This window comes from Thalassospira australica (genome assembly GCF_044790785.1).
Taxonomy (GTDB): domain Bacteria; phylum Pseudomonadota; class Alphaproteobacteria; order Rhodospirillales; family Thalassospiraceae; genus Thalassospira; species Thalassospira australica_A.
The window spans coordinates 3624655-3637741 of the sequence record NZ_CP085258.1; the positions used below are offsets into that span (position 1 = coordinate 3624655).

Annotated in this window: 13 protein-coding genes, 1 tRNA gene and 1 pseudogene; 9 read left to right on the forward strand and 6 right to left on the reverse strand. The window is 55.6% G+C overall.

Translation table 11 applies throughout. The annotated features are described in order from the left end of the window. Nucleotides 1-289 precede the first annotated feature (289 nt). On the forward strand, nt 290-904 hold the full coding sequence (phaR, locus tag LG297_RS16980; protein ID WP_404422333.1) for a polyhydroxyalkanoate synthesis repressor PhaR: 615 nt from the start codon (nt 290-292) through the stop codon (nt 902-904). Nucleotides 905-1675: 771 nt separating this feature from the next. Further along, nucleotides 1676-2071, forward strand: a complete 396-nt coding sequence (locus tag LG297_RS16985; RefSeq protein ID WP_404422334.1) for a helix-turn-helix domain-containing protein — start codon at nt 1676-1678, stop codon at nt 2069-2071. A gap of 107 nt (nt 2072-2178) precedes the next feature. Here LG297_RS16985 and proB read toward each other — a convergent pair whose 3' ends face one another. The 4 genes from proB to rplU all read right to left on the reverse strand — a co-directional run bounded on the left by proB (nt 2179) and on the right by rplU (nt 5110). Next, nucleotides 2179-3294 (reverse strand): glutamate 5-kinase, encoded by a 1116-nt coding sequence (proB, locus tag LG297_RS16990; protein WP_404422336.1) that lies wholly within the window; start codon nt 3292-3294, stop codon nt 2179-2181. Then, a complete protein-coding gene (obgE, locus tag LG297_RS16995; RefSeq protein WP_404422338.1) occupies nt 3291-4328 on the reverse strand; it encodes a GTPase ObgE in 1038 nt (345 codons plus the stop codon). Before obgE ends, proB begins: the two co-directional genes overlap by 4 nt. 179 nt (nt 4329-4507) lie before the next feature. Continuing rightward, entirely contained in the window at nt 4508-4768 is a 261-nt protein-coding gene (gene rpmA / locus LG297_RS17000; RefSeq protein ID WP_007090141.1) for a 50S ribosomal protein L27, read from the reverse strand. Nucleotides 4769-4798: 30 nt separating this feature from the next. Next, on the reverse strand, nt 4799-5110 hold the full coding sequence (gene rplU / locus LG297_RS17005; RefSeq protein ID WP_404422340.1) for a 50S ribosomal protein L21: 312 nt from the start codon (nt 5108-5110) through the stop codon (nt 4799-4801). A gap of 293 nt (nt 5111-5403) precedes the next feature. Between rplU and LG297_RS17010 the strand changes: the two genes are divergently transcribed. Together LG297_RS17010 and LG297_RS17015 are read left to right on the forward strand one after the other, a co-directional pair. After that, nucleotides 5404-5493 (forward strand) — tRNA-Ser (locus tag LG297_RS17010). 199 nt (nt 5494-5692) lie between these two features. After that, nucleotides 5693-6103, forward strand: a complete 411-nt coding sequence (locus LG297_RS17015) for an H-NS family nucleoid-associated regulatory protein (RefSeq protein WP_404422342.1) — start codon at nt 5693-5695, stop codon at nt 6101-6103. A gap of 99 nt (nt 6104-6202) precedes the next feature. On the opposite strand, the gene mntR is transcribed toward LG297_RS17015, so the two are convergent. Beyond that, complete coding sequence (mntR, locus tag LG297_RS17020; protein ID WP_404422344.1) at nt 6203-6637, reverse strand: manganese-binding transcriptional regulator MntR; 435 nt, start codon at nt 6635-6637, stop codon at nt 6203-6205. A gap of 143 nt (nt 6638-6780) precedes the next feature. On the opposite strand from mntR, the gene LG297_RS17025 reads away from it, so the two are divergent. From LG297_RS17025 to LG297_RS17040, 4 genes are read left to right on the forward strand one after another with little or no spacing between them, the layout of a single operon-like run. Further along, complete coding sequence (locus LG297_RS17025) at nt 6781-7755, forward strand: metal ABC transporter solute-binding protein, Zn/Mn family (protein ID WP_404422346.1); 975 nt, start codon at nt 6781-6783, stop codon at nt 7753-7755. Nucleotides 7756-7778: 23 nt separating this feature from the next. After that, on the forward strand, nt 7779-8579 hold the full coding sequence (locus LG297_RS17030; RefSeq protein ID WP_404422348.1) for a metal ABC transporter ATP-binding protein: 801 nt from the start codon (nt 7779-7781) through the stop codon (nt 8577-8579). A 39-nt stretch (nt 8580-8618) separates the two neighbouring features. Then, a complete protein-coding gene (locus LG297_RS17035) occupies nt 8619-9839 on the forward strand; it encodes a metal ABC transporter permease (protein WP_404422350.1) in 1221 nt (406 codons plus the stop codon). Beyond that, nucleotides 9836-10786 (forward strand): metal ABC transporter permease, encoded by a 951-nt coding sequence (locus tag LG297_RS17040; RefSeq protein WP_404422352.1) that lies wholly within the window; start codon nt 9836-9838, stop codon nt 10784-10786. The genes LG297_RS17035 and LG297_RS17040 overlap by 4 nt, the downstream gene beginning before the upstream one ends. 174 nt (nt 10787-10960) lie before the next feature. On the opposite strand, the gene LG297_RS17045 is transcribed toward LG297_RS17040, so the two are convergent. Further along, nucleotides 10961-12067: a siderophore-interacting protein gene (locus tag LG297_RS17045; protein WP_404422354.1), complete on the reverse strand. Its 1107-nt coding sequence runs from the start codon at nt 12065-12067 to the stop codon at nt 10961-10963. Between the two features lie 167 nt (nt 12068-12234). Here LG297_RS17045 and LG297_RS17050 point away from each other — a divergent pair. Beyond that, nucleotides 12235-13085 (forward strand): annotated as a pseudogene (locus LG297_RS17050) (GNAT family N-acetyltransferase). Nucleotides 13086-13087 lie beyond the last annotated feature (2 nt).

Here is a 13087-nt window from a genome sequence, read left to right on the forward strand (position 1 = left end):
GATGAAACGCATCTTGCGACTGATTAACACTATAGGAGGTTCGTGGGTTCGCGAAAACGAATTCCATTGCTGCGCGGCAACAATCGGGATCAGAGGTTGTTTTTCGCAGCGCACATCGCGTTGAACACTGGACACATTGGAATTTACACGGCACTCTTGGGGGAGCTTGAGCAGACGCAAAATTCAAAATGCTGCGCAACATTGTAATTTGTGCAAACGCAAACAAGGTATTTCATACCGCACTGCCCAAGCCAAACGTCCGGGAAACAGGGAAGCAGGGAATAACGTCATGACCACGAAAAAATCAGATGATCAGGATCGCGTTGTTATCAAGAAATACGCGAACCGCCGCCTTTATAACACTGCGACCAGTTCATATGTGACGCTTGACCACCTGTCGCAGATGGTCAAGGACAATACCGATTTCGTCGTTTATGACGCCAAAACCGGCGAGGATATTACCCGTCCGGTCCTGACACAGATTATTGTCGAGGAAGAAAACAAGGGGCAGAACCTGCTGCCGATCAGCTTCCTGCGTCAATTGATCGGATTCTATGGCGACAGCCTGCAGGGTCTGTTGCCAGGCTATCTCGAACAGGCGATGCGGTCCTTTGCGCATAATCAGGAACAGATGCGCGAATATATGCAGGGCACGATGCAGGGCATTTTCCCGTTCGGCCAGTTCGAGGAAATGAACAAACAGAACATGGCGCTGTTCGAACAGACCATGAAAATGTTTTCGCCCTTCCTTCAGGAAGAAAATGACAAGGCGAACGGCAAAACCGGCTCATCGCCAACCGGCACCCCGGCAAAAAATGAACCGTCGCTTGATGACCTGAAAAGCCAGCTTGAAGCCATGCAGGCGCAGCTTAACAGTCTGGTGAACACCAAGTCGGGCAAGTAAACGGCCCCAAACCCGTTCATTTCAAAGCATCACACAGAAAGCTCCGGATTTTCCGGGGCTTTTTTTTGTTTTTGACCGCATATGTAACGGCATCATTCCTGCATAAATTTTTCATTAACCATTTTTCACTGCCCGGCACCTGTCGCAAGGCGGCAACTTTTGCCGGGTCCATGCCCCTTTGAACGGAGTCCCTTGCATAAGGCCAGTTAAATCCCCCGGTTGAACGCACAAAACCGCAAATGACATGACAGCGATAACGCCGATCCCCTTGCACCCGGCCCGCAGGCCCGACGCTGCAAGTAGTGGAACAGACGGCCCTGCCGGGATCGGGATGGATATCACTGCGCTGGTTTCACCTGTACGGGAAATTACGCAGAACGGTGGCGCATGGCTTGAACCCCATGATCCCGGGGGCAGTGCAGCATTTTGGGCGCAGCTTCTGGGCCAATTTTTACCTCAGGAAAACCTTTTGCAACCTGCGGTCATTCAGGAATTGCATGCCAGCTATGCAAGGCATTCCACACCCTATGGCTCAGAAAGCCATGTCTTTTTTTCGCCTAACGCACTAGACAACGGCAGGCGAGTTGACCTATATAGCTAGCTTCTTGCGGATTTCTGAGACCAATATCTGACCAATGTTCAGATATCTGCCCCAATTCTGAGGCTCTGAAACGGGTGCCAAATGATCGCGGCAGATAGGCAAATTTAACAAGCCTGACAGCGTCCCGAGTGGGAATCCATAACTGGCGGTTGATAACGGAAAAATATGCAATGACTGAGATTGCCTCAAACGAAGAACCGAAACGCGCTAACCGCGCAACCGATACGGACCGATATGTCGGTCAGCGTATTCGCGAGCGCCGCATCATGCTGGGCCTGTCCCAGCAGCAGATGGCCGATCTGATCGGTGTTACCTACCAGCAGGCTCACAAATACGAGCGTGGGATCAACCGCATTTCTGCCGGTCGCCTTTACGAAATCTCCCAGGTCCTGGGCGTTCCTGTCAGCTACTTCTATGAAGGCCTCGACGGCAACCAGGCAACCGAGCTTAATGCACGTCAGCGCATGTGCCTTGAACTTGCACGCAACTTTGCGAGCATCAAGCACGAAAAACACCAGGAAGCGCTGAGCCAGATGGCACGCGCCCTGGCTGACCAGGCTGCCTAAGCCTGATCACTACGATCTTCAGCATTGCTGCAAAAATCAAGGCTGTCTTTCATGGCAGCCTTTTTTTGTGGTTGCGTCCCCAGCAAGACAAACCCCACAACCGAACTCTATTGGTCGGCGATCACCAGATCATCGGAATGGATGACCGCGTTGCCACGGCTATATCCCAATGCGGTTTCGATTTCCTGTGAAGAATGCCCCTTGATCATGCGGGTTTCCTCGGCCGAGTAGGACGAGATGCCACGCCCTATTTCGGCACCATCCGCATCAAGGATGCGCACCGCATCACCATGCTTGAAGCTGCCTTCAACATTGGCGATCCCGGCCGCCAGCAGGTTTTTACCTGCCCGCAGCGCCCTGGCCGCACCACCATCAACGATGATAGCCCCACGGGCCGAAAGCGACGTCGCGATCCAGTGGCGACGTGCCGCAAGCGGGCTTTCACTTGGCAGAAACAGGGTATGCGGCCCACCTTCAAGCTGTGCCTTTAGCGGATGATAAATGGTGCCGCGCGCGATCATCATGCGGCAACCGGCCTTCATCGCAATTTCGGCGGCCTGCAATTTGGTCACCATGCCGCCGGAGCTGTACATCGTCGGGGCAGCACCCGCCATGTCCATGATTTCAGGTGTCAGTTCGCGTACGACCGGGATCAGGGTCGCGTCCGGGTTCTTGCGCGGATCGGCGGTATAAAGACCGTCGATATCGGACAGCAACACCAGCGTATCGGCCGAAATCATATGCGCGACCTTGGCACCAAGGCGATCATTATCGCCAAAACGGATTTCTTCGGTCGCGACCGTATCGTTTTCATTGATCAGCGGCACCGCACCCCGTGCCAACAATGCATTGAGCGTCCCGCGCGCATTGAGGTAACGGCGGCGGCTTTCCATATCCTCCAGCGTCACCAGAACCTGTGCCATGATCAAGCCATTGCGGCCCAATGCTTCCTGCCAGACCTGCGACAGGCTGATCTGGCCGGTGGCGGCAGCGGCCTGTTTGTCGGCCAGGCTGATGGTGCGGTGATCAAGCCCCAGCAGACGTCGCCCCATGGCGATCGCACCACTTGAAACAACAATGACCTCGACCCCGCGTTCGCGCAGAAGTGCGACGTCATCGGCAAGTGCTTCGAGCCAGGCACGGCGAAGCTTGCCGGTATTTTCATCGACCAGAAGGGCCGAGCCGACCTTGATGATCAGGCGTTTTGCGTCCGCAAGGCTCACGGTTGATACCCCTCGTCTTCGCGGCCTTCCATCGCGCGGCGCTCGCGCTCACCGATGATGTGGCGGCGCAATTCGCGATGGACTTCCTTTACCCCCTGCTGGGTCGCCCCCGATACGATGAACACCTTTTTGCCGATCCCCTTTTCAAGGATTTCACGCTGTTCCTCGACCATTTCCGGCAGAAGCTGATCGGCCTTGGACAGTGCGACCACCTCGGGTTTGTCGATCAGGATATCGGCGTAACCTTCGAGCTCTTCACGCACCGTACGATAGGTCCCGACCGGGTCTTCGTCCGCGCAATCAATCAGATGCAGCAGAACTTCGCAGCGTTCGATATGCCCCAGGAACCGGGTGCCGATGCCCTTGCCCTCGGATGCGCCTTCGATCAGACCGGGAATGTCGGCCAGAACAAACTCATGCTCATCGATCTCGACCACACCCAGCTGCGGATGCAGGGTGGTGAAGGGATAATCGGCGATTTTCGGACGTGCGCTTGACGATGCGGCAAGGAAGGTGGATTTGCCTGCATTGGGCAAGCCGACCAGACCGGCATCTGCAATCAGCTTCAGACGCAGCCAGACCGACATTTCCTCGTTCGGCCAGCCTTCTTCGGCGCGGCGCGGTGCCTGGTTGGTCGAGGATTTGAAATGGGTGTTCCCCCGGCCACCATCCCCGCCCCGGCACAGAACAAAGGTCTGACCCGGTTCAAGCATATCGACAATCAGGGTTTCGCGGTCTTCCTGCAGGATCTGCGTTCCGACCGGGACCTTGATCGTGATCGAGTTGCCTGACCGGCCGGTACGATTGCGCCCCATGCCATGCATGCCGATTTCGGCCTTGAAATGCTGCTGATAACGGAAATCGATCAGGGTGTTGAGGTTTTCGACCGCTTCAACAATCACGTCACCGCCACGACCGCCATCGCCACCGTCCGGGCCGCCATATTCGATGAATTTTTCGCGCCGGAAGCTGACCGCACCGGCACCGCCGCGGCCACTGCGTACGTGGATTTTTGCTTCGTCGAGAAACTTCATAACCGGTCCTTTGGGCGATGCCCGTCAATCATTCCGCCCGGCCGGATCGCGATTTCGAAACAGATCGCCTCGCATCGACGGCACGGGAAATTTTCATATAACACATAAAACAAGGGAGGAATGATTGCTCATTCCTCCCTCGAAATCTTTGCTACGTACGATCGCAGCCGACGGGAGGCTTACGCCTCGGCCGGAACGACACATACATAGGTACGACCCTTGAAGCCCGACTTGAACTGGACATTGCCGCCAGCCGTCGCAAACAGGGTGTGGTCTTTGGCCAGGCCAACATTATCGCCGGCATGGAACTTGGTGCCACGCTGACGAACGAGAATGTTACCTGCAACAACCGTCTGGCCGCCGAATTTCTTGACGCCGAGGCGCCGACCTTCGGAGTCGCGACCGTTACGGGAGCTACCACCAGCTTTCTTATGAGCCATGAAACTCTCCTAAAACTGCATCTCGGCCGATCAGGCCTTGATGTCCTTGATGCGCAGAACAGTCAGGTTCTGGCGATGACCATTTTTACGACGGTAATTATGCCGGCGCTTTTTCTTGAAAACGATCACCTTGTCGCCCTTGGTCTGCTCGAGAACTTCTGCGGTAACAGAAGCACCTTTGACCAACGGAGCACCAACCTTCGGCGCACCGTCGCCAGCAACCATGAGAACTTCTTCAAGTTTCACGGTCTCACCGGCCTGGGCAGCGATCTTTTCGACTTTGATGACGTCGTTGGCAGCAACTTTATACTGTTTGCCGCCAGTTTTGATGATTGCATACATCGATATAGTTCCTGAAAAATCATTCTGGAAACGCACACGCGCGCTTCGGTGTCGCTGCTAACTGAAACCGAACCGCTGCGAGAGACGGGTGAAATACCTTTTTCCCCCGTCAGAGTCAACCGCAAAGCATGCCTTTTCCGGGCTTTGGCCACCGCAAAAGCGCATGGCAGAATTTTGATCCCGAACACCGGCCCGACCCGGCCGACAAAAGAGTTCCCGGAAAATACGTTTTCCCTCTTGCATTCTGGCTTAAGGATCGTTAAACAGCGCCTCGAACGCCAGACCACACATGCGGAGAGGTGCCGGAGTGGTCGAACGGGGCGGTCTCGAAAACCGTTGTACTAGCAATAGTACCGTGGGTTCGAATCCCACCCTCTCCGCCATTTTCCAGATACCCCCAGCGATGCGATATACTTGAACCTAAAGCTCACACGCTTGGCATCGGATATCCAGACCCATCACTGCAGACAAATCTCCCAACTCCGGTCCGGGATGTTTATTTTTAAATCAAATTGCCTGTTTAAACACATAAAAATATAATACAGTTACGTGTTTTAATTAAGCATGCAGGCACAAATAAACATGACCAATTCAAATATCGACGTTTCAAAACTCAGTATAAAAGAACTGCGGATTCTACTTGAAAAAGCCGAATTGGAAGTTGAAAACCGCCGCGATGATGCCATTCGCGATATGCGTTCGGAATTCGATCAAAAATTGCATGATAACGGATTTTCCATTCGCGAATTGTATCCCGAATTGTTCCGGACAACTGCAGTACCGAAAACCGAGAATAAACAATCCGTTACACCAAAATATCGCAATCCGGACAATCCCGATGAAACCTGGACGGGGCGCGGTCGTGTAATTCAGTGGGTTACACGCACAGCCGAGGAAAAAGGCATCTCGGTAGACGATATCCGCAACGATCCAAAATATTTAAATCCAGATCACCCAAACTACGAAGCCCACAAGGCCGAGATAGCTAACTGATTTATTCTTACCAGACCGCAATAAAGCGCCATAAATTGGCGCTTTATTTGTTTATAAACTTAACAGTTCCTACTGCCTGAATATCGCACCCGATAATAATTAAACCGGGCGACGGGTAAAGTTCCGGAAAACGGCTAAAGTTTCCTCACTGACATGATGCTCAATCCCCTCGGCATCGAATTCGGCAATCGCCGGATCGACGCCAAGAGCAATCAGGAAATTATAGACGATCTCGTGGCGCTTGCGGCATTTTTCGGCAAGCTCCTTACCCTGATCGGTCAGAAAAATCGAGCGGTAAGGACGGCTGGTGACAAAGCCGTCGCGTTCCAGGCGCTTGATCGTGTTATTGACCGTGGCCGCCGTCACGCCAAAGCGTTCGGCAAGGGCCACGGATCGCGCCTCGCCTTCTTCCTCAATCAGGTCAGCGATCATTTCGACGTAATCCTCGGTCACTTCGCGCGCATGGGCGTCGCGCAATTGCGCAAAAACTTCGGCCTTGTTGTGTCGCGGATGACGCGCAGTCGGATCGCCCATTCACAGCTCCTTTGAAATCCCCAAGCTCTTCATATCAACATAGTGTGCAAAAATCAATTTAGCCTTGACTAACTTTAAAAGTCCGTACATAAATAGTGGATATTCACAGACTGATTTTAACTTGCACCACAGGATCGCCCCATATGTCGCTTCTTCGCATCGCCCGGAATTTCGGTTTTGCCCTTGCTGCCGTCTGCGGCTTTGTTGCCGTTTCGGCGACAGGCGCGTCTGCCAAGCCGATTGATGTCGTTGCCACCACTTCCATGATCGCCGATGCCGCCCGCCAGGTTGCAGGCGACCGTGCAAAGGTCATCGCCCTGATGGGGCCCGGGGTTGATCCGCATTCCTATCGCCAGACACGCAGCGACATTGCCGCCATGGCGCGCGCCGATCTGGTTTTGTGGCATGGTCTTTATCTTGAAGCGCAGCTTGAGGAATTCTTCCTTGATCTGGAAAAACGCCGCAATGTCATTGCCGTTGGCGAGGCAATCGACAAATCAAAGCTTCTGAGCCACGCCGAATATAAAGGCCGTTATGACCCCCACGTCTGGATGGATCCGCAATTGTGGGAAACCGTGATTCTGGCCGTGCGCGATGCGCTGATCAAGACCGACCCCGAGGGCGAGGCCACCTATCGCGCCAATGCCGACAAGCATATTGCCGATATTGAGAAGCTGATTACCTACATGCAATCGGTGACAAAAACCGTGCCGGAAAAAAGCCGTGTGCTGTTGACCGCACATGACGCGTTCAGCTATTTCGGGCGCGGCTATGATTTCGAGGTTCTGGGCATTCAGGGCATTTCAACAGAATCCGAAGCCGGCCTTCGCCGGGTCGAGGAACTGGTCGATACCATTGTTGATCGCAAGATCGCCGCGGTCTTTGTCGAAAGCTCGGTCCCGGAACGTAATGTTCGCGCCCTGATCGAGGGGGCGGCTGCGCGCGGGCAGAACGTTGAAATCGGCGGCACCCTGTTTTCCGATGCCATGGGAGAACCGGGAACTTACGAAGGCACCTATATCGGCATGATCGACCATAATGCAACCCTGATTACCCGTGCACTTGGCGGCGATGCCCCGGCCACCGGGATGCAGGGTAAACTGGCCGCCAGCTCCTGAGCCGCGCCATCGAAGGAACTGTCATGAGCAACGCAGAACTGATTGCAGAAGCCGGAAAGATCGTTGATGTCGCGGGCAAGGACGCGCCGCTGACGGTGCGTGGCCTTACGGTATCCTATGGCAACAAACCGGCGGTTTTTTCCGTCGATGCCTCCATCCCTGCCGGATCGATGACAGCCATCATCGGTCCGAACGGGGCGGGCAAATCGACCTTTCTTAAAGGAACGCTTGGCGTCATTCCCCGGCTGTCTGGCGAAATACGCATTTTTGGCAAACCGTTTCACGAGGCACGCGACCGGGTGGCCTATGTGCCGCAACGCGCCAGTGTGGACTGGGATTTCCCTGCGCGCGTGATCGATGTTGTCCTGATGGGGCTTTATGGCTCGGTCGGGCTGTTTCGTTTCTGGCGCGCACGCCACCGCGATCAAGCCATGGAATGCCTTGATCGCGTCGGCATGGCCGATTTCGCCACCCGTCAGATCGGGCAGCTTTCCGGCGGGCAGCAGCAACGTGTCTTCCTTGCGCGCGCACTGGCACAGAATGCCGAATTTTACCTGCTGGACGAACCGTTTGCCGGGGTCGATGCAGCAACCGAACGCGCCATTGTCGCCGTGCTGAAGGACCTGAAATCCGAAGGCCGGACAGTTGTTTGCGTGCATCACGACCTTTCCACGGTTGCCGAGTATTTTGATCGCGTGCTTTTGATCAATGTGCGCCGCATTGCCGAAGGCCCGGTCGACACCACCTTTACCGCAGCGAACTTGCAGGAAACCTATGGCGGGCGTCTGGCGACCACGCATATCGATGAATTGCGTCTTGCCTGATCACCCGCCCGTCCCGGCAAAGCCATCGGAACCCTTCAGATGAGTTTTCTTGATTACTTCATAAGCGCCCTGTTCCTGCAGGCCGGATATAACAGCGCCCTTGTCGCGGTTGGGGCCGGTTTGCTGGGCCTTGCCGGGGGTGGTGCCGGTGCGTTTATTTTCCTGCGCAAACGCGCCCTTGTTTCCGATGCGATCAGTCACGCCACCCTGCCTGGTGTTGGCATTGCGTTCATGCTGATGGTCGCCCTTGGCGGGGATGGTCGCTGGTTGCCCGGCCTGATCATCGGATCGGCCATTTCATCGGGCATCGGCCTTCTGATGGTCGAATGGATCACGCGCCAGACCCGCCTGACCGAGGATGCCGCAATCGGGGCGGTTCTGTCGGTTTTCTTTGGGCTTGGCATTGTCCTTCTGACCATTATTCAAACCATGTCTTCGGGGCGTCAGGCCGGGCTTGAAAACTTCCTGCTGGGATCGACCGCTGGCATGCTGATCAGCGAGGCGACCACAATCGCCATTGCCGGTGCCCTTGCTACCGCCTTTGTCTTCATGCTGCGCCGTCCAATGACGCTGGTGGCGTTTGATCCGGAATATGCTGCAACAACCGGGATCAATGTGCGCCATATCGATCTTGCCATGATGGGCCTGGCACTAATTGTTACCGTGATCGGGCTTAAGATTGTTGGTCTGATCCTGATTGTTGCCCTTCTGATCATTCCGCCGGTGACCGCCCGGTTCTGGACCAATCAGGTCGGGCCGATGATCGGCATTGCCGCTGTCATTGGCGGGCTTTCGGGTTATATCGGTGCGGTGCTTTCGGCGGCTGTGGCATCCCTTCCCACCGGGCCGATCATTGTTCTGGTGGCGTTCGGCTTCTTTGTCATCTCTGCCCTGTTTTCACCGCTTCGCGGCGGTCTGGCATCGGCCCTGCGTCATTGGCGGTTCCAGCGCCGTGTGCATCGCCGTCAGGGGCTTCTGGCACTGGCGCGGCGCGAACCGATCTATGATGGATTTACCCTTCGCATTCTGCGTCAGTCCGGCATGATACGGCGTGACGGGGTGGCAACCCTGCGCGGTAAAACCGCATCGCAAAAGGCCGCCCGCGATGAAGCCCGCTGGGCGATGGCGCGTCGTATCCTGTCCGATGATTCGGCCATTGAACGCTATGACGGTCTGACCCCGATCGAGGATATGATGACGCCCGACCAGATTGATGAAATCGACCGCGTGATTGCCGAACAGACCGGAGCCCCCGCATGATCGACAATCTGATCACCGCCCTTGGCGCGGAATTCGTTCAACTCAGCCTGACGCCGATCCTGATCGGCATTCTTGGCGCGGTCGCCTGTGCCCTGCCCGGCAATTTTCTTTTGCTGCGTCGTCAGGCCCTGATCGGTGATGCGATCAGCCATGTGGTCCTGCCCGGCATTGTCATGGCCTTTCTGGTCACCGGCACCATCACGGCCGTGCCGATGATGATCGGGGCCGGCGGGGCGGCAATCGTCGCGGTGATCCTGATTGAAATCGTCAAACGGCTGGGCCGGGTTGAACCGGGTGCGGCCATGGGGCTTGTTTTCACCACGCTGTTTGCCGCGGGTGTGCTCCTTCTTGAAATCACCGATACAAGTTCGGTGCATATCGATGTACAGCATGCGTTGCTGGGCAATCTTGAAAGCCTGATCTGGTTTGATGCCGAAGGATGGCAATCGCTGCTTGATCCGGCGACCTTGGCAACCCTTCCTCCCCAGTTGCCGCGACTGGCGGTCGTTCTTTTGGGGATCGTGCTGTTCATCACGCTATTCTGGAAAGAATTGAAAATTTCGACCTTTGATGCCGCCTTTGCCGAGGCAATTGGCATTCACACCCGCGTTCTTGGATTTGCGCTTGTCGTGGTAACGGCGATTGCCGCGGTTGCCGCCTTTGATGCGGTCGGATCGATCATTGTGATTGCGATGTTTGTCTGCCCGCCCGCAGCAGCCCGCCTGATGACCAACCAGCTTGGCCGGCAGATCGGCTGGAGCGTTGCATTTGCCGTGATCTCGGCAGTTCTGGGTTATGTCTTTGCCGGATATGGGCCCGGCTGGTTCGGGTCACCCTATGCGGTAAGTGCGGCCGGCATGATCGCCACGATTTCCGGTATTATCCTGTTGCTGGCCTGCATGTTCGGTCCACAACGCAAACGCACCGGCCAGCGCGCCGAAGCGTAAAGGAGGTTTACATGTTAAAACCCGCATCGTGCCATTCCGTGATTGATCTGCGCCGGGCGTCACGGCGTCTGGCAAAAATTCGCCGCGCCATCGCCGCAGCCGGAAAACCGGGTACGGCTTGAAACATAATCGCGGTTACATCGTCTCTTTGATGTGGAGAGATGGCTCAGAATCTCAGGCCGTCTTGCGCCAGAAAGTCATCGCCAGACACTGATCGCGGTCAAGCCCGGCATCCTTCCGCCACATCTGATGGATGGATTTATAACTCGCCTGCTCGACCCCGGCCCAGCAATAGACACGGGCTGCATCCTTGGGCACTTCGATGCGGCTGACCGCATCGCGGATCGGACTGATATCGGATGATGCATGCAGATCGCGGCACACCCATTCAATTGCAACCCGGCTTTTGGTGGCCAGATCAATGATATCGTCCGGGCTTTCCACCTCGATCACCGCATGGCCGCTGGCATGTTCGGGCAGTTCTTCAAGATAACGGCCAATTGCCGGAAGTGCCGTTTCGTCGCCTGCAAACAGGAACCAGTCGGCATCGGGCAGTTCCCCGCCCAGCGGCCCGGTCATGCCGATCCGATCCCCCGGCTGCGCATTGAGCGCAAAGGCCGAACCGGGGCCATTATCGCCATGCATGACAAAGTCCACCTCGATCCAGCCTGCCGTGGCATCAATACGGCGGATCGTATAGACGCGTGGCGCAACCGCATTTTCACCTTCGGGCCAGATCACCATGCCATTTGGCGCCAAGGTCGGCCATTGCGGTTCGACCACACCGCGCGGCGGGATCAGAAGGCGCATGTGAATGCCATCGCCGTCATAAAATTCCAGATCATCGCCCGCCAGCCGCAACCGGCGCATATGCGATGACAGATCCGTCACCCCGATGACACTAAGCTCGCGAAAGTTTGGTAGCTTGCCGTTGCTTTCCCCGGCTCCCTTCCAGCGGCAGTCGAGATCGGCTTCGGGCACAATGCTTTGCAGGATGGCAATAAGTGCCGCCTTCATCTGTGCAACACCAGCCTCGCTTTTTGATCCGACTTCGATATCAAGGTGCTTTTCATCCGGCCGCAAAACCAGATGTCCGACAGACAGGGAAATCGTCGCCCCGTTGCCATCGGTTGTCACATCGCAATCATGTTCGGCGTAATAAGCCGCAACCGCGTTTGCGGCATCGGTACTGGCGGCCAGAACGACACGGGTTTTGGCAATCAGGGGACTATCGGATTTTACAAACATGAGGTGGCTTTCGGTGGCGGTTGAAAGTGGCATGACACCACACACTCTTGATAATAAAACTGATAGGCATTCTCAATAAAATTATTGTCATTGCAATCGCCGGGTCATGTTACATCATGGCCCGAACCGCACCGGCCAGATGCATGCCAGACACATGAATGGCCGGAAGTCCCTGATCCATAATGACGAAACAGCACGCCATGACCGATAAAATCCGCCGCCTGAAATCCTTTGAATTTGCCACTGCCGTTGACTGGGCCGCACAGGAAGGCTGGAATCCCGGTTTCTCGGATGCGGATGCGTTTTTCAATACCGATCCGCTGGGATTCTGGGGGGCGTTTGACAAACAGGGGCTGGCCGCCGTGATTTCAGCCGTGCATTACAATTCGGATTACGGATTTGTCGGTTTTTACATCTGCCGCCCTGATCGACGGGGTGAAGGCGTTGGTTTGCGTCTTTGGGAAGCCGTGCTTGGCGAAGCGGTCGCCAAAACCATCGGCCTTGATGGTGTTGTCGACCAGCAGGAAAATTATCGCAAATCCGGTTTTGAATTTGCCCATCGCAATCTGCGTTTCGGTGGTGTGGTTACGGCATCAAGCCCGCAAACCGATGATCTTTTCGAACTTCTGATCCATGATATCGCGATCATTGATGCGTTCGAACAAACCTGCAACCTGTTCCCTGAAAGCCGGATCGAATTTCTGCGCGGATGGATTTCAGCAGAAAAACATACCGCACTGGCCCTTCGTGGTCCGATGGGGCTGCGTGGCTATGGCGTGATCCGGCCGTGCCGCACCGGGCATAAGGTCGGACCGCTTTTTGCCCCAGCATCGACGATGCCCGCACCCTTTTCCATGCCCTGCTTTCCACCCGCAAAGAACAGGATCAGCCGGTCTATCTTGATATCCCTGATGGGAATGAAGCTGCACGTGCCCTGGTTGAAGAACACGGCATGCAGGCGGAATTTGAAACCGCGCGCATGTATCGCGGCAAGGCTCCCGAACTGAACCTTGAAATGACATACGGCATTACATCGTTTGAATTAGGCTGAAC